General features: G+C 56.3%; 20 protein-coding genes and 1 other RNA gene. 15 read left to right on the forward strand and 6 right to left on the reverse strand.

The features are described 5' to 3' along the window. Nucleotides 1-682 precede the first annotated feature (682 nt). From ACO0LO_RS15755 to ompA, 6 genes are all read right to left on the reverse strand, one after another. Complete coding sequence (locus tag ACO0LO_RS15755) at nt 683-1,900, reverse strand: tyrosine-type recombinase/integrase (RefSeq protein WP_422965196.1); 1,218 nt, start codon at nt 1,898-1,900, stop codon at nt 683-685. Between the two features lie 162 nt (nt 1,901-2,062). Continuing rightward, nucleotides 2,063-2,422, reverse strand: a transfer-messenger RNA (tmRNA) gene (ssrA, locus tag ACO0LO_RS15760). Between the two features lie 99 nt (nt 2,423-2,521). Further along, nucleotides 2,522-2,710, reverse strand: a complete 189-nt coding sequence (locus ACO0LO_RS15765; protein ID WP_422965197.1) for a hypothetical protein — start codon at nt 2,708-2,710, stop codon at nt 2,522-2,524. 181 nt (nt 2,711-2,891) lie between these two features. Then, nucleotides 2,892-3,557, reverse strand: coding sequence for an HAD family hydrolase (locus tag ACO0LO_RS15770; protein ID WP_422965198.1), 666 nt, complete (start codon nt 3,555-3,557; stop codon nt 2,892-2,894). Between the two features lie 99 nt (nt 3,558-3,656). Further along, nucleotides 3,657-4,361 (reverse strand): bifunctional 2-polyprenyl-6-hydroxyphenol methylase/3-demethylubiquinol 3-O-methyltransferase UbiG, encoded by a 705-nt coding sequence (ubiG, locus tag ACO0LO_RS15775; RefSeq protein ID WP_422965199.1) that lies wholly within the window; start codon nt 4,359-4,361, stop codon nt 3,657-3,659. A 206-nt stretch (nt 4,362-4,567) separates the two neighbouring features. Next, complete coding sequence (gene ompA / locus ACO0LO_RS15780; protein ID WP_422965200.1) at nt 4,568-5,227, reverse strand: outer membrane protein OmpA; 660 nt, start codon at nt 5,225-5,227, stop codon at nt 4,568-4,570. Nucleotides 5,228-6,108: 881 nt separating this feature from the next. On the opposite strand from ompA, the gene gyrA reads away from it, so the two are divergent. The 15 genes from gyrA (at nt 6,109) to cysM (ending at nt 24,594) form a co-directional block, all read left to right on the forward strand. Next, complete coding sequence (gene gyrA / locus ACO0LO_RS15785; RefSeq protein ID WP_422965201.1) at nt 6,109-8,772, forward strand: DNA gyrase subunit A; 2,664 nt, start codon at nt 6,109-6,111, stop codon at nt 8,770-8,772. A 5-nt stretch (nt 8,773-8,777) separates the two neighbouring features. Further along, nucleotides 8,778-9,884 (forward strand): 3-phosphoserine/phosphohydroxythreonine transaminase, encoded by a 1,107-nt coding sequence (gene serC, locus ACO0LO_RS15790; RefSeq protein WP_422965202.1) that lies wholly within the window; start codon nt 8,778-8,780, stop codon nt 9,882-9,884. A gap of 290 nt (nt 9,885-10,174) precedes the next feature. Beyond that, nucleotides 10,175-11,251 carry a prephenate dehydratase gene (pheA, locus tag ACO0LO_RS15795; protein WP_422965203.1) on the forward strand — a complete coding sequence of 359 codons (1,077 nt, stop codon included), beginning with the start codon at nt 10,175-10,177 and terminating at the stop codon, nt 11,249-11,251. Between the two features lie 138 nt (nt 11,252-11,389). Then, the gene (gene hisC, locus ACO0LO_RS15800; protein WP_422965204.1) at nt 11,390-12,502 is read left to right on the forward strand and encodes a histidinol-phosphate transaminase; all 1,113 of its coding nucleotides are present in this window, start codon (nt 11,390-11,392) and stop codon (nt 12,500-12,502) included. An 11-nt stretch (nt 12,503-12,513) separates the two neighbouring features. Then, on the forward strand, nt 12,514-13,416 hold the full coding sequence (locus ACO0LO_RS15805; protein ID WP_422965205.1) for a prephenate dehydrogenase: 903 nt from the start codon (nt 12,514-12,516) through the stop codon (nt 13,414-13,416). Nucleotides 13,417-13,434: 18 nt separating this feature from the next. Continuing rightward, entirely contained in the window at nt 13,435-14,769 is a 1,335-nt protein-coding gene (aroA, locus tag ACO0LO_RS15810; protein ID WP_422965206.1) for a 3-phosphoshikimate 1-carboxyvinyltransferase, read from the forward strand. A gap of 945 nt (nt 14,770-15,714) precedes the next feature. Continuing rightward, on the forward strand, nt 15,715-16,401 hold the full coding sequence (gene cmk / locus ACO0LO_RS15815; protein ID WP_422965207.1) for a (d)CMP kinase: 687 nt from the start codon (nt 15,715-15,717) through the stop codon (nt 16,399-16,401). Between the two features lie 153 nt (nt 16,402-16,554). Continuing rightward, nucleotides 16,555-18,270, forward strand: a complete 1,716-nt coding sequence (gene rpsA, locus ACO0LO_RS15820; protein WP_422965208.1) for a 30S ribosomal protein S1 — start codon at nt 16,555-16,557, stop codon at nt 18,268-18,270. Between the two features lie 17 nt (nt 18,271-18,287). After that, nucleotides 18,288-18,593 carry an integration host factor subunit beta gene (locus tag ACO0LO_RS15825; RefSeq protein ID WP_188566483.1) on the forward strand — a complete coding sequence of 102 codons (306 nt, stop codon included), beginning with the start codon at nt 18,288-18,290 and terminating at the stop codon, nt 18,591-18,593. 204 nt (nt 18,594-18,797) lie between these two features. After that, entirely contained in the window at nt 18,798-19,103 is a 306-nt protein-coding gene (locus ACO0LO_RS15830; RefSeq protein WP_422965209.1) for a LapA family protein, read from the forward strand. Nucleotides 19,104-19,164: 61 nt separating this feature from the next. Next, nucleotides 19,165-20,340 (forward strand): lipopolysaccharide assembly protein LapB, encoded by a 1,176-nt coding sequence (lapB, locus tag ACO0LO_RS15835; RefSeq protein WP_422965210.1) that lies wholly within the window; start codon nt 19,165-19,167, stop codon nt 20,338-20,340. Between the two features lie 81 nt (nt 20,341-20,421). Then, nucleotides 20,422-21,795 (forward strand): UDP-glucose dehydrogenase family protein, encoded by a 1,374-nt coding sequence (locus ACO0LO_RS15840; protein ID WP_422965211.1) that lies wholly within the window; start codon nt 20,422-20,424, stop codon nt 21,793-21,795. A gap of 44 nt (nt 21,796-21,839) precedes the next feature. Next, nucleotides 21,840-22,772: a D-glycero-beta-D-manno-heptose-7-phosphate kinase gene (gene rfaE1, locus ACO0LO_RS15845; RefSeq protein WP_422965212.1), complete on the forward strand. Its 933-nt coding sequence runs from the start codon at nt 21,840-21,842 to the stop codon at nt 22,770-22,772. 285 nt (nt 22,773-23,057) lie between these two features. After that, nucleotides 23,058-23,513 carry a ComEA family DNA-binding protein gene (locus tag ACO0LO_RS15850; RefSeq protein ID WP_422965213.1) on the forward strand — a complete coding sequence of 152 codons (456 nt, stop codon included), beginning with the start codon at nt 23,058-23,060 and terminating at the stop codon, nt 23,511-23,513. A 178-nt stretch (nt 23,514-23,691) separates the two neighbouring features. Beyond that, entirely contained in the window at nt 23,692-24,594 is a 903-nt protein-coding gene (gene cysM, locus ACO0LO_RS15855) for a cysteine synthase CysM (protein ID WP_422965214.1), read from the forward strand. Nucleotides 24,595-24,754 lie beyond the last annotated feature (160 nt).

The raw sequence follows: 24,754 nt of genomic DNA on the forward strand, positions 1-24,754 counted from the left end.
AGTGGGCATACTGGTGCGGTTTAAGCTGGTGCCATCACGATTACTACTTCAATGTTGGAGCTGTATGGCATTCCGCCCGCGTTCGGTTATAGGACCGTTAAAGCGTCTCGCTTTGGTTGGGAAATCGGACTACGCGGTCTCCAGTCGAGTTCGCGCCTCAAGCTCGTTACCATGACTGCTCTGTCCCGCTAACGTGCTGGACGGTAAGCTTCATCGCACTTAAGTTGAGGAGATGAAACTGAGTATCACGTGCTATGGTTAGCTCCGATAATCATAGATTGGCATTTGCGCATTTGAGCTGTTTTGGCGTGCGTAAGCCTGAAATGTATTGCCGTCACTGGTCATCAATTTAGCTATCTTGATTTTACGACTGTAAGAAGTGCAAATGTATTGTTGTTTCTGAATCGGTCGCGTTTCAACTGGTATCTGAAGAACAAGTTTCCTACAATTTGGACAAGTTAGGTCAATGTAGTTCCGGCTCATGGTAGTTCATTCTTCTTTTGGAGCTTAATTATAACGAAGAGAAATATCCACTACGCGCTTAGACCTCTCATTTCGCAATTGTTTCGCTGTGTCTGACAAGGCGATGGCGAAAATCGGCTACCTTGCATGAAGTCCGTTACCCCCCCCCCACACAAAAATATGGCTCTCTCGCAAAAAAGACAAAAGATTCAGACCAAAATTAAGCCGCCTTGGTTTTAAACGACGTTAATTCTGTCGACAACGACAAACTTTCAAGGAAGTCTGCCCACGCTTGCATCATGCGGCGCCTCTCCGGTAAATGTTCTGCGTAGTTATACGCAGCTCTAATTGCATCACGTTCTGCATGAGCAAGTTGGCGTTCGATCGCGTCTCGATTCCATCCTTGCTCATTCAAAAGTGTGGATGCCATGCTGCGAAAGCCGTGACCTGTCATTTCGTCGTTGGAGTATCCCAGACGGCGAAGCCCTGCATTTACCGTGTTTTCGCTCATTGGTCGTCCATTGGTTCTAGCGCCGGGAAAAACATATTTCCCATGCCCAGTCAAAGGGTGAAGTTCGCGCAAGAGGGCGAGCACTTGTTTCGAAAGAGGAACGACGTGCTTTTCTCGCATTTTCATTCTCTCAGCGGGAATGCGCCATTCTGCTTCATCAAAATTGATTTCGCTCCATTCGGCTTTGCGTAACTCGCCGGGTCTAACAAAAGTCAGAGGCGCTATCTGCAACGCACATTTGGTCACTAGTGAGCCTTCGTAGCCTTTTATTGCGCGAAGTAGCGCACCAATCAATTTGGGATCAGTAATGGACGCATGATGCTTTGCCCTGGCTGGGGGCAGGGCACCGCGCAGATCTGCAGCGGGATCGCGTACCGCACGCCCAGTTGCGATGGCATATCTAAATACCTGACTGCAATTCTGCAAAGCCCTGTGGGCCGTCTCCAGCGCACCTCGCTCCTCGATTCTGCGCAGCATTGCGAGAATCTCTGGGGCCGTGATTTCCTGGATAGGGCGTTTTCCTAACCAGGGGAAAACGTCACGCTCAAGCCGGCGGATGATCTTGTCCGAATGGGTTTCGACCCAATTTGGCGCGAACTTTACAAACCATTCGCGGCCAACCACCTCAAATCCATTTTCCCCGTCCAGGACGTTTGACGATTTGGCGGCTTTCCGATATTCCCCTGGGTCAACATCATTTGCGAGTTGTTTTCGGGCGGCGTCACGTTTTTCACGCGCGTCTTTGAGGGACACGTCGGGATAGACCCCGAGTGAGATCCTTTTTTCTTTTCCATCCACGCGATATTTGAGGCGCCACCATTTCCCACCTGATGGGGCGATCTCGAGGTACAGGCTGCCAGTATCATACATCCGGATCGGCTTGTCGCCAGGCTTGGCATTTCGTATTGCTGTGTCAGATAAGGGCATGGGGGCAACTGTTTATGGTGTCAGAGGAGTTGCCCCCAATGTTGCCCCCACCAATGCTAGATGTCAATGATATTGATTGGACCGTATAAGACAAAAAAGCCGCATCCTCATAGAGAGAAATACGGCTTTTTGGACATCTTTGGAACTCTTAAAACTAATTAATGGTGGAGACGGCGGGAATCGAACCCGCGTCCGCAAGCACTCTACAGACAGTTCTACATACTTAGCGCTGCCATTTGATTTAACCTGTACGACGCGGACGCGCACGCTGCGGACAGGCGAGTCACCTATTATTTAGTCCCAAGCCAAGTGACCCGACTTGAGACGATTCCCTATGAATGACTCTACTGCTGTTGCCAGCCTACCCTAGGGAAGAAGTAGTGTAGAGTTAACCGGTATTAAGCGGCTAATGCGTACGAGTTATCGTTTGCAGTTATAAAGTTCAGATTGTATTTACGAGGTAGTCTGGCCTCGGTATGCCCTGCGCTGCTTTGCAACCCACGTCGAAACCAGGTCGTCCCCAAAACAGGTCTTCATTGTAACACTGATGTCATTGCAGATGGGGCGAGGGCCGTGCTTTTCAAGCGCGGCCCTCGTTTTGTCTTTTGCTCCGGCAGGCGTTTAGCCGCGGATGCTTTCGCGTTCGGCTTTGCGGTAATGCTGGCGCAGCGTGACGATGGTGAGGGCGGAGGAGAGCAGCATGGCGGCGCAGACATAGGCGATTTTGGAATCGGCCAGCACCAGGGCGATAATGCCGACGATGCCATAGATGTATGGCGACGCTTCGTACCAGGTCTTTTCCAGGTTCATGCATTTCTCCCAAAGAAATATTGAATTATTTGAATTGGAGTGTATAGGAGAATTGTTACCAAGTGTTACTTTAGTTTCCTGATGTAATCAAAAAATTGTTTTGCAATGCAACAGTTTTGTTGAAAAACGAAGCTTGTCTGCCTCGTTTGCCTGTTTTATTGCGGTGCGGTTTTGTTTGTTTTTAGCGGTCCAGCTTGGCGCGGATGAATTCCAGCAGTTCCAGCGGGCTGTCCATGATGGCGTCTGCCTTCCAGTGCGTGGGTTCGGTGGCGCCGCAGTAGCCCCAGGCGGCGGCGATGGTGACCATGCCTGCGGCGTAGCCGGCCTGGATATCGCGCAGGTCGTCGCCTATGTACCAGCAATTGCCCGGGGCAATATCCAGCCGCTTGGCGGCTTCCAGCAACGGTGCGGGGTGCGGTTTGGCGTGCGGCGTGGTGTCGCCGGAAACGGTGCAGGCGCTGTGCTGCAGGCCCAGCAGCGGCACCAGCGGGTCAGTGAAGCGGGCCGCTTTGTTGGTGACAATGCCCCAGGGCACGCCCAGCTCATCCAGGCCTTTCAGCAATGCAGACACGTTTTCAAACAGGCGGCTGTGCACGTTGATGGCGGACTCGTAGTTGTTCAGGAACTCTACCTTCAGCGCTTCGTATTCCTTGCTCTCCGGCGTGATGCCGAAACCGGCGCCGATCAGGCCGCGCGCCCCGGCGGAGGCGTACTGGCGCAGGCTTTCGTAGGCGGCCGGCAACAGGTGCCGGGCTTCGCGCATTTTATTCAGGGCCGCGGCGAGGTCGGGCGCGGTATCGGCCAGGGTGCCGTCCAGGTCAAACAAGATTGCTTTTGGGTTTTGCATGATGTGTTCAGGGTGGGCGCAGGAGCATGTCCTGCGCCGGGTGTTAATACTGGCTCATTGCCGGGCGGATGGCGGGGGCGGCGAGTGTCTGGAGTAGGATCAGGCAGGGCGCGTGCAGGCCACCATGTAGTTGACGCTGGTGTCCTGGTTTAGAGAATAGATCTGCGTCAGCGGGTTGTAGCTCATGCCTTTCATCGCATCCAGCTGCAGGCCGGCGTTGCGGATATCCTGGCTGAGCTCTGCCGGCGTGATGAATTTGGCGTAGTCGTGCGTGCCCTTGGGCAGCAGCTGCAGCAGGTATTCTGCGCCGATGACGGCAAACAGGTAGGACTTGAGGTTGCGGTTGAGCGTGGAAAAGAAGACCTTGCCGCCCGGTTTCACCAGTGCGGTGCAAGCCTTGATGACGGAAGCAGGGTCGGGCACGTGTTCCAGCATTTCCATGCAGGTGACAACGTCATACTGGCCGGCTTCACGCGCGGCCATATCTTCGGCGGCGATTTTTTCATAACGTACCTGCACGCCGGATTCCAGGCCGTGCAGGTCGGCGACTTTCAGTGCCTTGTCGGACAGGTCGATGCCGGTGACCTTGGCGCCTTTTCTGGCCATGGATTCTGCCAGGATGCCGCCGCCGCAGCCGACGTCGATGACATTCTTGCCGGCCAGCGCTACGCGGGCGTTGATCCATTCCAGCCGCAGCGGGTTGATTTCATGCAGCGGCTTGAATTCGGACGTCGGGTCCCACCAGCGGTGGGCGAGGTCGCTGAATTTCTGGATTTCTGCTGGATCGGCGTTGACGGTAGACATAGTGTGTGAAGGCTTTGCTGTGCGTTGGTTGCAATGGCTGCTTTTGCTGCTGTGAAACGGCAAAGGCAAATCCCGATTTACGACATTGTAGGGGAATCGCCACGCGGGTGCAGCAGGAATCGTCACGCCGGGCAGGGAAAGGCAGCGCGCAAAGAAAAACCCCGCCGTGGCGGGGTTTTTTTACTACCAGCTAATTACTTCACTGATTAGTTTGCGTTGCGTGTACCAACTACTTCGATCTCTACGCGACGGTTTTGAGCACGGCCGGCTGCTGTTTTGTTATCAGCAACTGGTTGTTTTTTGCCCTTGCCTTCAGTGTAGACACGGTTCGCTTCGATACCAGCGCTTACCAGGTAAGCTTTAACAGCTTCTGCACGGCGTACCGACAGTTTTTGGTTGTAAGCATCGGAACCGACGGAGTCAGTATGACCAACAGCGATCACTACTTCCAGGTTGATACCTTTCAGTTTGGATGCCATGTCGTCCAGTTTAACTTTAGCTTCTGGCTTCAGAACCGCTTTGTCGAAATCAAAGAACGCATCAGCTGCGAAAGTGACTTTTTCTGAAGTTGGCGCTGGTGCCACTACTGGAGCTGGTGCTGCTACCGGAGCTGGAGCAGGTGCTGGCTCTGGAGCTGGTGCGGCTGGTTTGACCAATGGAGCGTCGCAACCTGGAACCGCGTCAGCTGGTGTCCAGTAGCCTGTGCGCCAGCACAGACCGAATGGGTCACGAGCAATAACGCCACGGCCATCTTGCACATAAGCGCTAGTTGGCTTGTTAGCTTGGATGTCAGTGATTACTTGAGCTGATGCAGAAATGGCAACCAGGGCCGACGCTGCGATAACGAGCTTTGCTAAATTTTTCATATTTCTCCTCTCGGGTGAGATTACCGCAGATGGACTGCGCAACTAAACTGCAAAATTATTACTTAAATTACTAAAAATTACTAAAAGCGATACTACCACGTCCTGATGACATTCTTGTTTCAACTTACTTAAACAGGCACTGGCAAACAATAGTGGGCAAGAAACTTTTATTGTGAGGCAGACATGGTCTTAAGCCTACATTCTGCCATAGGAACGGCTTACGTACGAAAACTGTTAAATTGCTAAAGTAACATTTTGTCAAATTTGTCGCGTTTTCACAACGATTTATTCGTGGTAAATCGGCTAGACGTTTCATCTTCTCTTTTGTTTCTCTGCAGCACGCATCAAAAGAATGCACCAGTTGCAGCGCCAAGTCTGTTACCTGGCGCACCAACTTGTTCCGTGCTTGCACAAACATGATACCGGAATAACAGTTGTCGCGAGTTTTACTGGCGTTTCTCCTGATCAAGAAAACATTGACAATTTGTGCATCCTTCCGGTCATGCCTGCAATTGTCCGGCGCTGCGGTCTTTTGCGGGCGCCAGGCTTGGGTGCGCTGCCCGGCGCCGCAGTATGCGTTTGCAGGTTTTGCGTTTTGGGTGCCCTGACTATTCCTTCACTATCCGCTTCCTCCTCGTTTACTGCTGTTTGCAGGCGTCCAAAAACCGTAAAACAGTGGTTTACGGGCCTGCCCATGCTAAAATCAAAAGTTCAGCGCTAAAGGCTGGTAATTGTTTATATGTAACTTATATGGCTGGTTTTATATAGGCAAAACATGGGCAGTTGCCGGCGAGCGTAGCGGTTTATAGACCCGCTGCGTTTTTGGCGCGTTCGTTTTGCATTTGTCTTATAACCCAAGCTCTAAATTGCCCGGCCCGCCAATGGATCAATTCGCTAAAGAAACACTCCCGATTTCCCTTGAAGAAGAAATGCGCAAGAGCTACCTCGATTACGCGATGAGCGTAATCGTCGGACGTGCCTTGCCGGATGTACGTGACGGCCTGAAGCCTGTGCATAGACGCGTTCTGTTCGCGATGCACGAAATGAACAACGTGTATAACCGCCCCTTCGTCAAATGCGCGCGCGTCGTGGGTGAAGTCATGGGTAAGTATCACCCGCACGGCGATGCGTCGATCTACGACACGCTGGTGCGCATGGCGCAGGACTTTTCGCTGCGCTACACGCTGGTGGACGGCCAGGGCAACTTCGGTTCCGTCGACGGCGACAACGCCGCGGCGATGCGTTACACCGAGTGCCGCCTGGACAAGATCGCCAATGAAATCCTGGCCGACATTGAAAAGGAAACCGTCGATTTCGTTCCCAACTATGACGGCAAGGAAAAAGAACCTTCCGTCTTGCCTACCCGCATCCCCAACCTGCTGATCAACGGCGCGTCCGGTATTGCGGTGGGTATGGCGACCAATATTCCGCCGCACAATATTACCGAAGTGATCAACGGCGCGCTGCATGTGCTGCGCAACCAGGATTGCACGATTGATGAGCTGATCGAGATCATCCCTGCGCCGGACTTCCCGACCGCCGGCATTATCTACGGCGTTTCCGGCGTGCGCGACGGCTACCGCACCGGCCGCGGCCGCGTGGTGATGCGCGCCAAGACCCACTTTGAGGAATTCGGCAAGGATGCGCGCACCGCGCTGATTGTTGACGAGCTGCCTTACCAGGTCAACAAGAAATCGCTGCTGGAACGCATTGCCGAGCTGGTGCGCGACAAGAAGCTGGACGGCATTTCCGACATCCGCGACGAATCCGATAAATCCGGCATGCGCGTGGTCATTGAACTGAAGCGCGGCGAAGTGCCGGAAGTGGTGCTGAACAACCTGTACAAGCAGACCCAGCTGCAAGACACCTTTGGCATGAACATGGTGGCGCTGGTGAACGGCCAGCCCAAGCTGCTGAACCTGAAGCAGATGCTGGAATGCTTCCTGTCGCACCGCCGTGAAGTCGTCACGCGCCGTACCGTGTTCGAACTGCGCAAGGCGCGCGAACGCGGCCACGTGCTGGAAGGCCTGGCGGTTGCATTGGCCAACATCGACGATTTTATCGCCATCATCAAAGCCGCGCCAACGCCGCCTCTGGCGAAAGTGGAATTGATGAACCGCGCATGGGATTCTTCGATGGTGCGCGAGATGCTGACCCGCACTGCGGCCGATAACCCGGGCGGCATCGATGCATTCCGTCCTGAGAGCCTGCCCAAGCATTACGGCATCCAGACCGACGGCCTGTACAAGCTGTCCGACGACCAGGCGCAGGAAATCCTGCAGATGCGCCTGCAACGCCTGACCGGCCTGGAACAGGACAAGATCGTCAACGAATACAAAGACGTCATGGCCGAAATCGCCGACCTGCTGGACATCCTGTCCAAGCCGGAGCGCGTTACCGTCATCATCACCGACGAACTGACCGCTGCCCGCAACGAATACGGCGAAGGCAACAAGGACGTACGCCGTTCGCAGATCGAGCATAACGCCACCGACCTGGAAACCGAAGACCTGATCACCCCGCAAGACATGGTGGTGACCCTGTCGCACACCGGCTACATGAAGTCGCAGCCGGTCTCCGAATATCGCGCGCAGAAGCGCGGCGGACGCGGCAAGCAGGCTATGGCCACGAAGGAAGACGACTGGATCGAACAGCTGTTCATTGCCAATACGCATGATTACATCCTGTGCTTCAGCAACCGCGGCCGCCTGTACTGGCTGAAGGTGTGGGAAGTGCCGCAAGGTTCGCGCAACTCGCGCGGCAAGCCTATTGTCAACATGTTCCCGTTGCAGGATGGCGAGAAAATCACCGTGATCCTGCCGGTGTCCGGCGACAACCGCAGCTTCCCTGAAGACCGCTATATCTTCATGGCAACCAGCCTGGGCACTGTGAAGAAAACGCCGCTGAACGATTTCAGCAATCCGCGTAAAGCCGGCATTATTGCGGTGGACCTGGATGAAGGTGATTTCCTGATCGGCGCTGCGCTGACGGACGGCAAGCATGATGTGATGCTGTTCTCCGATTCCGGCAAGGCCGTGCGCTTTGATGAAAACGATGTGCGTCCTATGGGCCGTACTGCGCGCGGCGTGCGCGGCATGAACCTGGAAGACGGACAACAGGTCATTGCGCTGCTGGTGGCAGAGAATGAACAGCAATCGGTATTGACGGCCACTGAAAACGGTTACGGCAAACGTACGCCTATCACCGAATACACGCGCCACGGCCGCGGCACCAAGGGCATGATCGCGATCCAGACATCGGAACGCAATGGCCGCGTGGTGGCAGCAACGCTGGTCGGCATCACCGACGAGATCATGTTGATCACGACCGGCGGCGTGCTGATACGCACCCGTGTGTCGGAAATCCGTGAGATGGGCCGGGCAACGCAAGGCGTGACGCTGATCGCCGTGGAAGACGGCACCAAGCTGAGCGGCCTGCAGCGTATCGTGGAAACCGATGCGGATGTTGATGTGGAAGGCGAAGCAACGGATGTCGCTGATGCTGGAGCGTCGGACGCGGCAGCAGACGCAGGCAGCGCGGAGTAAACGCAATGACGGGAACCATCTACAATTTCGCACCAGGCCCCGCGGCATTGCCGCGGGAGGTCTTGCAGCAGGCCGCGGCAGAAATGCTGGACTGGCACGGCAGCGGCATGTCGGTCATGGAAATGAGCCATCGCGGCCCGGAATTTACGTCCATCATCACTGCCGCGCAAAGCGACCTGCGCGAATTGCTGGGGGTTCCCGATAATTACAAGGTCTTATTCCTGCAGGGCGGGGCGATCGCTGAAAATGCCATCGTGCCGATGAACCTGGCGGGCCTGAAGCCGCAGCCGGCGACGGCCGACTACATCAACACCGGCTCCTGGTCGGTGAAGTCGCTGAAGGAAGCGGGCAAATACCTGAACGTGAATGTGGCGGCCTCTTCCGAGGCGGACAAGTTCGCCACGATCCCGCCGCGTGACAGCTGGAGGCTGACCAGGGATGCTGCCTACGTGCACATCTGCGGCAATGAAACCATAGACGGCATCGAATACCAGTACGTGCCCGACGTCAGCGCCGATACCAACGGCGCACCGTTAGTGGCAGACATGTCGTCGCATATCCTGTCGCGCGTGATCGATGTGTCGCAATACGGTGTCATCTATGGCGGTGCGCAAAAGAATATCGGTCCTGCCGGCCTGACCATTGTCATCGTGCGCCAAGACCTGCTCGGCCATGCGCTGCCTTTCTGCCCGTCGGCCTTCAACTGGAAGACCGTGGCGGACAATGATTCCATGTTCAACACGCCGCCGACCTATGCGATCTACATCGCCGGGCTGGTGTTCCAGTGGCTGAAGCGTCAGGGCGGCGTTGCGGCGATAGAGCAGCAAAATATCGCCAAGGCTGCCTTGCTGTACGATTATCTGGATTCGGGCGATTTTTATATCAACCGCGTCAATAAAGCCAACCGCTCGCGCATGAACGTGCCGTTTTATTTGCGGGATGAATCGCTGAACGCGGCCTTCCTGGCCCAGGCCAAGGAGCGCGGCCTGCTGCAGTTGAAGGGCCATAAATCGGTGGGCGGCATGCGCGCTTCGATCTATAACGCGATGCCGCTGGAAGGTGTGCAGGCACTGGTCGCTTTCATGCAGGAATTTGCAGCACAGCATGGCTGAGCGGTACAAATACTTGCCAGTGAATCAAGTGGCCCAAGTAAAGAAGTAATTGTAGTGATTATAGAAATTCAAGTAGCTCAAGTAATCTGCCTTTGATGTACCTTTCCGGCTTTTCAAAAAAAGGCCGGGATGCCGCCGGAGCGGGTATCGCGTTCTCCAGCATTGCCAACCGGGTTCACCTGCCTGGTCGCATCGAATTGACAAGGCTTGCAGAACTGCCGGCCCCGCCTGTATCAGTGCAACAAGTGCACAAGCGCATGCGGGGAGGGCGCTAAACCAGGTGTAAATCAATGACTAGCGACAATAAATTACTGCCTTTGCGCGAGAAGATCGATGCGATAGACGCACAGATCCTGGCCTTGCTGAACGAACGCGCTCGCGTGGCGCAGGAAGTCGGGCATGTGAAGGCAGAAACCAATGCCCCGGTGTTCCGTCCGGAACGCGAAGCGCAGGTCTTGCGCAATGCGGCGGCAAACAACCCCGGCCCACTGGAAAACGAAGATATCCAGACCATTTTCCGTGAAGTGATGTCGGCCTGCCGCGCGCTGGAAAGGCGCGTTACCGTGGCCTTCCTGGGCCCTGTCGGCACCTTCAGCGAACAGGCGGTGTACCAGCAGTTCGGCCGCGCCGTGCTGGGCCTGCCTTGCGTCTCCATCGATGAAGTATTCCGCGCCACCGAAGCCGGCACTGCCGATTTCGGCGTGGTGCCGATAGAAAATTCTTCCGAAGGCGCCATCAATCGCACGCTGGACCTGCTGCTGCAAACCAGCCTCGTCATCAGCGGCGAGCTGTCTATCCCCGTCCACCACAGCCTGATGACCAAGCTCGGCAATATGGACGGCATCACCCGTATCTGCGCGCATTCGCAGGCGCTGGCGCAGTGCCAGGCCTGGCTGAACCAGCATTATCCGCATATAGAGCGCCACGCTGTTGCATCGAATGCCGAAGCTGCATTGATGGCCAGCAAGGACATCAGCGTGGCAGCCATTGCCGGCGAGATTGCAGGCCAGCAATACAACCTGCAAGTCGTCAGCGCCCATATCCAGGACGATCCGCATAACCGCACGCGCTTTGCCATCATCGGCCGTCTGCACACCACGCCTAGCGGCAAGGACCAGACCTCGCTGGTGCTGGCCGTGCCGAACAAGGCCGGCGCCGTCTACAAGATGCTGGCGCCGCTGGCAACCCACGGCGTGTCGATGACCCGCTTCGAATCCCGCCCCGCGCGCACCGGCAATTGGGAATATTATTTCTATGTCGATGTCGAAGGCCACGTGATGGAAGAGCGCGTCGCCAGGGCGACCGCGGAGCTGAAAGACAATGCAGCGTTTTTCAAGGTGCTGGGTTCTTATCCCTGCACCATTTAGATAGTCTAGATAGTCGTAAGTAAAAACAGCGCGGACAGCGGTGTCCGCGCGGGCGCTGGCGTCGTATGTACCTGCATGCGTAAGCGCAAGATCATTCATTTTCCTTCCGGCCTGCGCCGGACACATTTTGGAGTAAGCATGTCTATCAAATTCGGCCCCGAGTACGTCCGTGCAATCGCCCCCTACCAGGGCGGCAAGCCTATCGCCGAAGTGGCGCGCGAGTTCGGCCTGGATGAATCCAAGATCGTCAAGCTGGCCTCGAATGAAAATCCGCTCGGCATCCCCGATTCCGCCAAGGAAGCGATGATCAAGGCCGCATCCGACATCGGCCGCTATCCGGATGCCAACGGCTTTGAACTGAAAGCCACCATCACCGCCAAATACGCCGTGCCGCAGGAATGGATCACGCTGGGCAACGGCAGCAATGACATTCTGGAACTGGCCGCGCACGCATTTGTCGAGCCGGGCCAGAGTGTGATTTTTGCGCAGTATTCGTTCGCGGTATATCCGCTGGCGACGCAGGCCGTCGGCGGCCGCGCCATCGTCGTACCGGCAGTTGCCTATGGCCATGACCTGGATGCGATGCTGGCGGCGATCACGCACGACACCAAGCTGATCTTCATCGCTAACCCGAACAACCCTACCGGCACCTTCCTGCCGGCTGCAGCGATTGAAGCCTTCCTGCGCAAGGTGCCGGCTTCCGTCGTCGTCGTGCTGGACGAGGCGTATAACGAATTCCTGGCGCCTGAACTGCAATACGACTCCATTGCCTGGGTCAAGCAATATCCCAACCTGCTGGTGTCGCGCACCTTGTCCAAGGCCTACGGCCTGGCGGGTTTGCGCATAGGCTTCGGCATTGCGCAGCCCGGCATTACCGATTTGCTGAACCGCATACGCCAGCCCTTCAACGTCAACTCGATGGCGCAGGCCGCCGCCGTCGCCGCGCTGAACGATACCGCGTTCCTGCAAAAAAGCGCCAAGCTGAATGCGGACGGCTATCAGCAGCTGACGCAAGCCTTTGATGAGTTGAAGCTGGAATACGTGCCTTCCTTCGGCAACTTTGTGCTGGTAAAAGTCGGCAATGAAGACGGCGCCGGCGCCCGCATCAACCTGGAGCTGCTGAAGCGCGGCATCATCGTGCGCCCGGTCGGCAACTACGGCCTGCCGCAATGGCTGCGTATTTCCATCGGCTTGCCGGAAGAAAATGCGGCCTTCATCGCTGCGCTGAAATCCATACTCGCGGCTGCCTGAAAGGAGTCCAGGTGAGCTTCAACAAGGTCGTTATCTTTGGCGTGGGGCTGATAGGCGGCTCCTTCGCGCTGGCGCTGAAAAAGGCCGGCGCCGCCGCGCAGATCGTCGGCGTTGACCGCATTCATGATTCGCTGGTGCGGGCCAAGGAACTGGGCATCATCGACCAGGCGGCCAGCTCGGTTGCCGATGCCGTGCAGGGCGCAGACCTGGTGCTGATCGCCACGCCGGTGGCGCAGACGGCGGCCATCCTGGCTGCGATCAAGCCGCATTTGCAGCCGGGCATGATCGTCACCGATGCCGGCAGCACCAAGTCCGATGTGGTAGCTGCGGCGCGCGAGGTGCTGGGGGAGCAGGTGGCGCAGTTTGTGCCCGCGCACCCGATAGCCGGCCGTGAAATGAACGGCCCCGATGCGGCGCTGGCGGACCTGTACCAAGGCAAAAAAGCGGTAATCACCGCATTGAAAGAGAATGCAGCGGAAGATGTTGCCAGGGTGGCGACGGCATGGCGGCTGTGCGGCGCCATCATCCATCATCTGACGCCGGCAGAACACGACCAGGTATTTGCCGCCGTCAGCCATCTGCCGCATCTGCTGGCGTATGCGCTGGTGGACGACATCGCGCGCAAACCGCATGCGGACCGGCTGTTCCAGTATGCCGCCAGCGGCTTTCGCGACTTTACGCGCATCGCCGGCTCTTCGCCGGAAATGTGGCGCGACATCTCGCTGGCCAACCGCGATGCGATGCTGGAAGAACTGGATGCCTACACCGCCAAGCTGGCGGTGCTGCGCGAACACCTGGCCGCTTCCGAGGGGCCGGCAATCGAAGCGATTTACGCCAATGCGCAGCGCGCCAGGCACAACTGGATCAGCGCGATAGAGGCGGCGGAAAAACAAAACAAGGAAGGCGGGGATTAAGTCCTGCCAGCACATACGATGAGCCAAGCAAAGCAATATCCCCACTATATCGATCTGGCCCCTGTGATGAAAGTGCAGGGCACGGTGCGCCTGCCAGGGTCCAAGAGCATTTCCAACCGCATCCTGCTGCTGGCCGCGCTGGCCAATGGCACTACGCAGATCAGGGATTTGCTGGCCTCGGACGACACGATGGTGATGCTGAACGCGCTGAATACGCTGGGCGTGCACTGGACGCAGCAGGAGGGCACGCAGGATTACACGGTGCAAGGCATCAACGGCGTCTTCCCGGTGCACCAGGCCGACCTGTTCATGGGCAATGCCGGCACGGCGATCCGCCCCCTGACTGCGGCGCTGGCCGTCATCGGTGGCGACTACACCATACACGGCGTGCCGCGCATGCATGAGCGCCCCATCGGCGATCTGGTGGATGCCCTGAATGCTGTCGGTACGCAGGTGGAATACACGGGCGTGGCGGGATTTCCGCCGCTGCACATCCGCCGCGGCCATATCCATGCGCAGCGCCTGCAGGTGCGCGGCAACGTGTCCAGCCAGTTCCTGACGGCACTGCTGATGGTCGCGCCCCTGATGGCGCGCGAACATGCGGTGATGATAGACGTCATCGGCGAACTGATCTCCAAGCCGTATATCGAGATCACGCTGAACCTGCTGCAACGCTTCGGCATCGCCGTGCAGCGCGATGGCTGGACCTCGTTCACGATCGCCGCCGGTCAGCATTATGCGTCGCCGGACGTGATCCATGTCGAGGGTGATGCCTCATCCGCCTCCTATTTCCTGGCCGCCGGCGCCATCGCTGGTGGCCCTTTGCGGGTAGAAGGCGTGGGCCGCAACAGCATCCAGGGCGATGTGCGCTTTGTGGAGGCGCTGGAAAAAATGGGCGCCAGCATCACAATGGGCGACAACTGGATAGAGGCAAAGAGCAATGGCATATTGAAAGCCATAGACGCCGACTTCAACCACATTCCCGATGCCGCCATGACCATCGCCGTCGCTGCGCTGTACGCCAACGGCACCAGCGTGTTGCGCAACATTGCCAGCTGGCGCGTCAAGGAAACCGATCGCATTGCAGCAATGGCGACCGAGTTGCGCAAGCTGGGGGCGATTGTGGAGGAGGGTGCGGATTACCTGTCCGTAACACCGCCTGCGGTCATCCAGCCGGCTACCATCGATACCTATGACGATCATCGCATGGCGATGTGCTTCTCGCTGGCGACCCTGGATGGCGCGGCGCGGCGCGGGGCGGCTATGCGGATCAATGATCCTAAATGTGTAGGGAAGACGTTTCCGGATTATTTTGAGGCGTTTGCGGGCATCCGACACGAGGATTTGTTTTAAGCCGTAGCGGGCTTGGGCGCTTTTTGGGTTTGCTTTGGTTTTTAGTTTGCTAGTGCGTTCTGCTTTGGTTTTGGATTGCTGGCCGGGGTAGCCCGGCGGCTACTCACTTTCTTTGCTTCGCCAAAGAAAGTAAGCAAAGAAAGGCGACCGCAGACTTGCCCTTCAGGTGATGCCGCTTCGCGGCATCACATTTTGCTGCATTACAAAAAATGGGAAACAGGCGAAACTCGCTGCGCTCAGACACACCTGTTTCTGATCCATTTTCTGTAACGCAGCAAAATGCAGCGTCCCGAGCGGGGGTAGGTCAAAAGCAACCTCAAAATCAACAGCAACAACAAAGTCAAAAGCAGCAGCAACCAGACTCTCTTTTTTCGAAAGAACCTAAGTTTCTAAAGCTGTGTTGGCTTGGTATGGGTGTTGGGGTTGTTTTTGAATTTGTTGTTGACGTTGCTTTTGACGTACCTCCGCTCGGGACGTAGCATTTTGCGCTCTGCCGAAAATGGATCAGAAATGGGTGTTGTCTGAGCCGAAGGCGAGTTTCGCCCATTTCCCATTTTTGGCAGTGCGCAAAATGTAATGGGGCGTAGCCTCATCACCCGAAGGGCAAGTCTGCGGTCGCCTTCTTCTTGCCTACTTCTTCTTGGCGAAGCAAGAAGAAGTAGGTAGCTGCCGGGCTACCCCCGGCCAGCAATAATAAAGTTTAAGTAACGATTGCCAAGATAGCTTTGCCCAATACTTCCTTTTTCTGGGCAAGCATGAAAAAGCAAGTGGCTGTCGGGCCACCACCGGCCTTTACTCACGAAGTGAAGCATATTTACTAAGCATTGATCCCAACAATTGCCCCAAACCAATGAGCTTCAAGAGGAAGGTTCCGACAGAACCCCTGTCCCACCCGCAAACCATGGGATAATGTCAAACATCCCATATCCCCCCAACACTGCTTCAATGTCCAATCATATTCCCGTCATTACCATCGACGGCCCCACCGCGTCCGGCAAAGGCACCGTCGCCCACAGGGTCGCCAAGCACCTCGGTTTCCACTATCTGGATTCCGGCGCGCTGTATCGGCTGACGGCGCTGTCCGCCAAGCGTAAAAATATCGACCTGGCGGATGAGGTCAACCTGGCCCGGCTGGCGTCCTTCCTACCGTGCCGCTTTTCGCGTGGCCATGTGCTACTGGAAGAAGAAGACGTCACCGACCTGGTGCGGGCAGAGGAAGTTGGCGTGGCGGCATCAAAAATTGCCGTGCTGCCGGCCTTGCGCGAAGCCCTGGTCAATCTTCAGGTGTCTTTCAGGCAACTGCCGGGACTGGTGGCGGACGGCCGCGACATGGGCACCGTGATTTTCCCCGACGCAACGCAAAAAATTTATCTTACGGCAAGTGTCGAGGCGCGTGCACAACGTCGCTATAAGCAATTGATTGAAAAGGGATTTTCTGCTAATATGGAAGACTTGGTAAAGGATTTGGCCGAACGCGATGCAAGGGATAGTGCCCGTGCAACCGCTCCGCTGAAGCCCGCGCCAGGCGCATATATCCTCGATACGTCCGATATGACAGCGGATTCCGCTGTCCAGACCATCCTGGATTTATACGAAGCAAGTGTGGCAAAAAACGGAAATCCCGCTGTGTGATTTCCGCCGGCATGCGGTGATGTCGCCGATGTTGTAGTGCGATTCCCGTCGCCGGTATAAGTGCCCGTTCCAGCGCAAGGCTGTCACGGGATTGTTTAACCTAACCCAGTTATACATCGCATTGTGTGATGTTCTGGCTAACTAGAGTAATTTATGTCTACTGTTTTCATGAACCAAGATTTTGCTACCGGTGCAGACAGCTTCGCAGCATTGTTCGAAGAATCCCTGTCACGCCAGGATATGCGTTCCGGTGAAGTGATTTCTGCTGAAGTCGTACGTATCGACCACAATTTCGTGATCGTTAACGCTGGCCTGAAGTCTGAAGCATTCATCCCAGTTGAAGAATTCAAAAACGACCAGGGCGAACTGGAAGTTAACATCGGTGATTTCGTATCCGTAGCGATCGACTCACTGGAAAATGGTTTCGGCGACACTATCCTGTCCCGCGACAAAGCAAAACGTCTAGCCTCATGGCTCGCGCTGGAAAAAGCGCTGGAGTCCGGCGAGATCGTTACTGGTACTGTCAATGGCAAGGTCAAAGGCGGCCTGACTGTTCTGACGAACGGCATCCGCGCCTTCTTGCCAGGTTCCCTGGTTGATACACGTCCGGTGAAAGATACAACACCGTACGAAGGCAAGACCATGGAATTCAAGGTCATCAAGCTGGACCGCAAGCGTAACAACGTTGTGTTGTCACGCCGTGCAGTGGTAGAAGCTTCGATGGGCGAAGAGCGTCAAAAACTGATGGAAACCCTGAAAGAAGGCACAGTGGTTACCGGTATTGTTAAAAACATTACCGACTACGGCGCGTTCGTGGATCTGGGCGGCATCGACGGCCTGTTGCACATCACTGATCTGGCATGGCGTCGTGTACGTCATCCTTCCGAAGTGCTGACAGTCGGTCAAGAGATCACTGCAAAAGTTCTGAAGTTTGATCAAGAGAAAAACCGTGTGTCCCTGGGCGTAAAACAGCTGGGCGACGATCCTTGGACTGGCCTGTCCCGTCGTTACCCGCAACACACACGTCTGTTCGGTAAAGTGACTAACCTGACCGACTACGGCGCGTTCGTTGAAGTGGAACAAGGTATCGAAGGTCTGGTACACGTTTCCGAAATGGACTGGACGAACAAAAACGTTGCACCGAACAAAGTTGTTCAACTGGGCGACGAAGTGGAAGTCATGGTTCTGGAAATCGACGAAGAACGTCGTCGTATCAGCCTGGGCATGAAACAGTGCAAAGCCAATCCTTGGGATGATTTCGCGATCAACCACAAGAAGGGTGACAAAGTTCGCGGCGCGATCAAATCCATCACTGACTTCGGCGTGTTCATCGGCTTGTCCGGCAACATCGACGGCCTGGTGCATTTGTCCGACCTGTCCTGGAACGAAACTGGCGAAGAAGCAGTTCGCCGCTTCAAGAAAGGCGATGAGCTGGAAGCCGTTGTTCTGGCAATCGACGTTGAGCGTGAACGTGTTTCCCTGGGCGTTAAACAGCTCGAAGGCGACCCATTCAACAACTACACTGCAATGAACGACAAAGGTGCGATCGTTACCGGTACAGTGAAATCTGTTGAAGCCAAAGGCGCAGTCATCCAGTTGGCTGACGACGTTGAAGGTTACCTGCGCGCTTCCGAAATCTCCCGCGACCGCGTGGAAGATGCCGGCACTCACCTGAAAGTGGGCGACACAGTAGAAGCGCTGGTTCTGAACATCGACCGCAAAGCACGTGGCATCCAGTTGTCGATCAAAGCAAAAGACAGCGCTGAAACGCAAGAAGCAATGCAAAAAATGTCTACTGACTCCAATGCAGCTTCCGGTACGACCAGCCTGGGCGCACTGCTGAAAGCAAAGCTCGACAACAAAAACTAAGTCATTGAGATCCATAGATGACTAAGTCGGAGTTGATTGCTCGCTTGGCTGAGCGTTATCCGCAGCTGGTAGCAAAAGATGCGGATTACGCGGTCAAAACGATACTTGACGCGATGTCGGATGCGTTGTCCACCGGACAGCGCATCGAAATTCGCGGCTTTGGCAGTTTTGCCTTGAATAGCCGGCCACCGCGTATTGGCCGCAATCCCAAGTCCGGGGATAAAGTGATGGTGCCTGAAAAACGGGTGCCGCATTTCAAGCCGGGCAAAGAATTGCGGGAAAGAGTGGATGCAATGGTAGGGCAACCGATTCATGACGACTGAAGCCCAGCTCATCGTTCATGATGAGATGTGTTGCAGATAGCAAAGAAATGAAAAACGGCATATCGCTTACCCGGTATGCCGTTTTTTTTCACGTACAATTCTGTTTTCCAAACATTAACAGCGGTAACTTAAGTTACGATGTGTTTTCGGCGATAACGCCCGGTGTACCAGGGTTTTAAGCCTAATAATGAGAAGAGGAAGACAATGAAGATTATTTCCAAGATTGTTTGGGCAATTATATTAATTGCATTATTCGGTTTCGCGCTGAAAAATAGTCAAATAGTCACGCTGGAATATTTTTTGGGATACGAATTCACTGCGCCCTTGGTCTTGCTTTTATTTGGATTTTTCTTGGCTGGCGGCATCCTTGGATGCCTGGCCATGGTGCCGATGGTGTTCCGCCATCGCAGGGATATTTCCAAACACAAGAAAACCATCGCCGAAATTGAAAAAGGACGCCAGGCCGACCAGAAGGCCAGCTTGCAACCGCCTCCGCCGGACAGCGTGTAGCGCCGTATCTGTACGGCCAGTGTGCGCCGGCACGTGATAGATAAACGAAGAACAAGAAAACATGGAATTTGAAATTTGGTGGTTGCTGGGCATCCCGCTGTTTTTTTCGCTGGGCTGGATTGCCGCCCGCGTCGATATCAGACAACTGCTGTCTGAATCCCGCAGCCTGCCGCGCGGCTACTTCAAGGGCCTGAACTTCCTGCTGAACGATCAGCCGGACAAGGCGATTGACGCCTTCATTGAAATCGTCAAGCTCGACCCGGAAACGGTGGAACTGCATTTTGCGCTGGGTAACCTGTTTCGCCGGCGCGGCGAGACTGAGCGCGCGATCCGTGTCCACCAGAATCTGCTGTCGCGGCCCGATATGGCGCTGGAGCTGCAAACCCAGGCGACGTTTGAACTGGGCCAGGATTACCTGAAAGCGGGTTTGCTGGACCGGGCGGAAGAAACTTTCACCCAGCTGCTGGCAGGCCAGTATTCCGCGCAGGCCAGGCGCGCCTTGCTGGAAATCTACCAGCGTGAAAAAGAATGGGCCAGGGCGATAGAAGCGGCGCATGCGCTGCAGGAATCGGGCGCCGGCGGACGGCAAAAGGAAATCGCGCAATTCTATTGCGAAATCGCCCAGGATGAACTGGTGCATACGCATCCGGACGCTGCGCTGGCGATGCTGGAAAAAGCATTGGCCGAAGACCGCAACAATGTGCGCGCCACCATCCTGATGGGTGACGTCCACATGGCCAACGGCGACCTGGAAAAAGCGCTGCTGACCTGGCGCCGCGTCGAACAGCAAAGCGTGCCGCACGTGGCGCTGGTGGCGCAGCGGCTGATGGACGGCTACCGCAAGCAGGAAAGGCCGCAGGAAGGCCTGAACCTGTTAAAAGGTTACCTGGCCGAGGCGCCTTCGATTGACTTGCTGGAAGTCGTGTTCAAGGCGACGCTGGAACTGGATACCGTGGAAGCGGCCAATCATCTGGTCAGCGACGAGCTGCGGCGCACGCCGACGCTGCTAGGGCTGGACAAATTGCTGGACGCCCGTATGATGGCAGCACCGCCGGAATTGCGGCCCGAATTGTCGCTGGTGAAGAACCTGGTGCAGGGCTATGCGCAAAAGCTGGCGCGTTATCAGTGCTCGCATTGCGGCTTCAAGGCTCGTCAGTTCTACTGGCAATGCCCGGGCTGCAGCCGCTGGGAAACCTACCCGCCGCGCAGGACGGAAGAATTGAATGTCATGAATTAGGGCGATGACATCGGATATTGAATCCAGGTATTAGAGACGTTGCATCATTGTCAGACTTAATTTTTATATTGCGATCAAGAAATGAAAATTACTATTATTGGAACTGGATATGTTGGCCTGGTCACTGGCGCATGCCTGGCAGAACTCGGTAATGAGGTTTTTTGCCTGGACGTGGACCAGCGCAAGATAGATATCTTGAACAATGGCGGCATCCCCATCCATGAACCGGGTCTGGCGGATGTAGTTGCCCGGAACCGCGCCGCCGGCCGTATTGTGTTTTCCACGGATGTGGCAGCCAGCGTGGCCCATGGCGACATCCAGTTCATCGCGGTAGGCACGCCACCGGATGAAGACGGCTCCGCCGACCTACAATACGTGCTGGCCGCGGCCCGCAACATCGGCAAGCACATGACTGGTTTCAAGGTCATCGTCGACAAATCCACCGTGCCGGTCGGCACTGCGGACAAGGTCAAGGGCGCTATCCAGGGTGAGCTGAACCAGCGCGTTTCCGACGTCAAATTCTCGGTCGTGTCCAATCCTGAGTTCCTGAAAGAAGGTGCCGCGGTAGAAGATTTCATGCGCCCTGACCGTATCGTGATCGGCTGCGACGATAGCGCGGACGGCAGCACCGCCCGTGCGCAGATGAAAGCGCTGTACATGCCTTTCAACCGCAACCATGAGCGTATCCACTGGATGGACGTGCGCTCCGCCGAGTTCACCAAGTACGCAGCGAATGCGATGCTGGCAACCCGTATCTCGTTCATGAACGAACTGGCCAACCTGGCCGACCATGTCGGCGTCGACATCGAAGCGGTGCGCCACGGCATCGGTTCCGATCCGCGCATTGGCCACAGCTTCCTGTACGCAGGCTGCGGCTACGGCGGTTCCTGCTTCCCTAAAGACGTGCAGGCGCTGGAACGCACCGCGCAGGAATACGGCCAGCAGCTGATGATCCTGAACTCGGTCGAAGCCGTCAACGAGAAACAAAAGCAGGTGCTGGGCAACAAGATCTTCAAGCGCTTTGGAAAAGACCTGGCAGGCAAGCATTTTGCGGTCTGGGGCCTGGCATTCAAGCCGAACACCGACGACATGCGTGCTGCGTCGTCCCGCGTGCTGCTGAGCGAACTGCTGCGCGCCGGTGCGACCGTCGCCGTGCATGATCCGGTGGCGATGGAAGAAGCCAAGCGCGTGCTGGAACTGGATTTTGCCGATGCGCCGCAACTGCTGAAAAACATCCGCTACGCCGACAACCCCATGGATGCGCTGGACAAGGCAGATGCACTGGCTATCGTCACCGAATGGAAAGCCTTCCGCAGCCCGAACTTCGACCAGGTCAAATCGCGTCTGAAAAATCCGGTGATCTTCGATGGCCGCAACCTGTTTGAACCATCGGTGATGTCGGGCCTGAATATTGAATACCATGGTATCGGACGTTCGGTATTGACCCGCGCATAGGCAGGTAGTGGCGGAAAATGAAGCAGATAAGGCAGATACAATAGATGGCGGATATTTTTTTAAAGCGGCCTGAACCGCTGCGCATGCTGGTGGCGGGCGACGTGATGCTGGACCGTTACTGGTTCGGTGAAGTCAACCGCATCTCGCCGGAAGCGCCGGTGCCCATCGTGCGCGTGGAACGGCGCGAGGAAAGGCTGGGCGGCGCCGCCAACGTGGCGCGCAATGCAGCAGCGCTGGGCCTGGAAGCAGGTTTGCTTGGCGTGATCGGCGAGGACGAGGCGGGCAGCAGTGTTGAAGACCTGCTTGGCCGCTCAGGCATTGCCAGCTACCTGAGCCGCGACCCCAGTATTTCCACCATCATCAAGTTGCGCGTCATCGGCCGCCAGCAGCAACTGCTGCGCATCGACTTTGAAGAACGGCCGACCGAACACGTGCTGAGGGACAAGCTGACCCGCTTCAATGCACTGCTGTCCGGCTATGACGTGATCGTACTGTCCGATTATGCCAAAGGCAGCCTGGTGAACGTGGCGACAATGATTGCCGCCGCCCGCCAGGCCGGCAAGCTGGTGCTGGTGGATCCGAAGGGAAGCGACTTCAGCCGCTATGCCGGTGCGTCGCTGCTGACGCCGAACAAATCCGAGTTGCGCCAGGTCGTTGGCGACTGGCACAGCGAGGCCGAGCTGACCGAGAAGGCGCAGAACCTGCGCCGTTCGTTGCAGATGGAAGCACTGCTGCTGACCCGCTCTGAAGAAGGGATGACCCTGTATACCGAAGCCGAAGTCAGCAATGTGCCGGCAATGGCCAGGGAAGTGTTCGACGTGTCCGGCGCCGGCGATACCGTCATCGCGACGATGGCTGCCATGCTGGCAGCCGGCATGCCCATGCGCGACGCAGTGATGGTTGCCAACCGCGCCGGCGGCATCGTGGTCGGCAAACTGGGTACCGCAACGGTATCTAGGGAAGAATTGTTCCCCTGAGTTCACACGCGCCGTCAGCGGCGCGTTGTTCTGCCGCGCTTCCATTCCTGTTCTGATCGCCGATTGCAGCCATTCCACGCTGTGATTGGCGCAGGGTGTTTACAAAAAACCGCTTTTTTGTGAACTTGTATGAATTTCCATCTTTGGCCGCTTGGCTTGTCAACCGCAATCTTGTAGAGTCGTTTATGTGGTCAGGACGCTAATGAATCGCGTCTTGCAAGGCCGCATGCGCTGCCGCTGCCAACCATAACATCACCCGCTCAGCCCCTCAATTAGGAGTCTCACATGTTCAAGAAATTACTGTTGGTAGTTGCCACACTGATCGCCACCATGGGTTTTGCATTTGCCCAGGTTGATGTCAACAAAGCAGATCAGGCCGCACTGGATGCGGTAAAAGGCCTGGGCCCTGCCAAATCCAAAGCAATTGTCGATGAGCGCGCCAAAGGCGGCAATTTCAAGGACTGGGCTGATTTTGAAACTCGCGTCAAAGGCATAGGCGACAAGAGCGGCACCAAACTGTCCGCCGCCGGCCTGACAGTCAACGGCCAGGCTAAATCCGGCGCGCCGGCTGCACCAGCCAAAGCCGCCAAGACAGCACCGGCCGCTGCCGCTGCGCCTGCTGCTGCACCTGCCGCCGCTTCGGCATCGGCCGTTGATGCAAAACCGGCCAAGCCAACCAAGGCTTCCAAAAAAGCCGCCAAGGAAGCCGCTGCAGCAGCCGCAGCATCCGCATCCAAATAAGCTGGCGCCAAGCCTGGCTGTTGCCGGGCTCGATGGCAAACAGCCAGGCAAACAAGCAATCCCTCCGCAAGCGGAGGGATTTTTTTATGTGCGGCCGCCGTTGCCGCGGCGAAGGGCCACAAGCGGCATTATCCAACAGCGTTTAGAATGGTGGTTTGAAATATTTCTGCAGATCGCCATGCCATATTTGACCATAGAAGACACGATAGGGAATACGCCGCTGGTCATGCTCCGGCGCCTGCCGGGAGAAGAAATCAGGCGGCGCAATAATGTCATCCTGGGTAAGCTGGAAGGAAATAATCCTGCCGGGTCGGTCAAGGACAGGCCGGCATTGTCGATGATCAAACGCGCGGAAGAGCGAGGCGAGATCAAGCCCGGCGATACGTTGATAGAAGCCACCAGCGGCAATACCGGCATTGCGCTGGCAATGGCGGCGGCGATGCGCGGCTACAAGATGCTGCTGCTGATGCCGGAAAACCTTAGCATAGAGCGGCGTCAGAGCATGGCGGCCTATGGCGCGCAGATCCTGCTGACGCCGAAAACCGGCGGCATGGAATACGCGCGCGACCTGGCTGAGCAGATGCAGAAAGAAGGCAAGGGCACGATACTGGACCAGTTCGCCAACCCGGACAATCCGCTGGCGCATTATGAAACCACGGGACCGGAAATCTGGCGCGACACAGAGGGACGAATCACGCATTTTGTCAGCGCGATGGGCACCACCGGCACCATCATGGGCGTATCCAGCTACCTGAAAGAAAAGAATCCCGATATACAGATCATCGGCGCGCAGCCGGAAGAGGGTTCGCAGATCCCCGGCATCCGCAAATGGCCGGAAGCCTACATGCCGAAGATTTTCGACCGCGCCAGGGTAGACCAGGTGGAATCGGTCAGCCAGTCCGACGCTGAGCACATGGCGAGAAGGCTGGCGGTGGAAGAGGGTATTTTCGGCGGCATATCGGCGGCAGGCGCCTGCGAAGTGGCGTTGCGCATTGCACACACGGTTGAAAACGCTACCATTGTCTTCATCGTGTGCGACCGCGGCGACCGTTATTTGTCCACCGGCGTATTCCCTGCCTGAGGCAGAATCAGGAAGCGCGCCTGCGTTCAGGTGCAGCACCCGATGTATCCGGTCGCCTGTAAAGCAGTCTATATGGCGAGCATAAAAAAATAACGAAGATGTGCTGCGTGCACATTTTCGTTATTCTCGTCTTCCCTACCCCAGTTGCGGCTGCATCTGC

This window comes from Undibacterium sp. TJN25 (assembly GCF_049339885.1).
Taxonomy (GTDB): Bacteria; Pseudomonadota; Gammaproteobacteria; order Burkholderiales; family Burkholderiaceae_D; genus Undibacterium.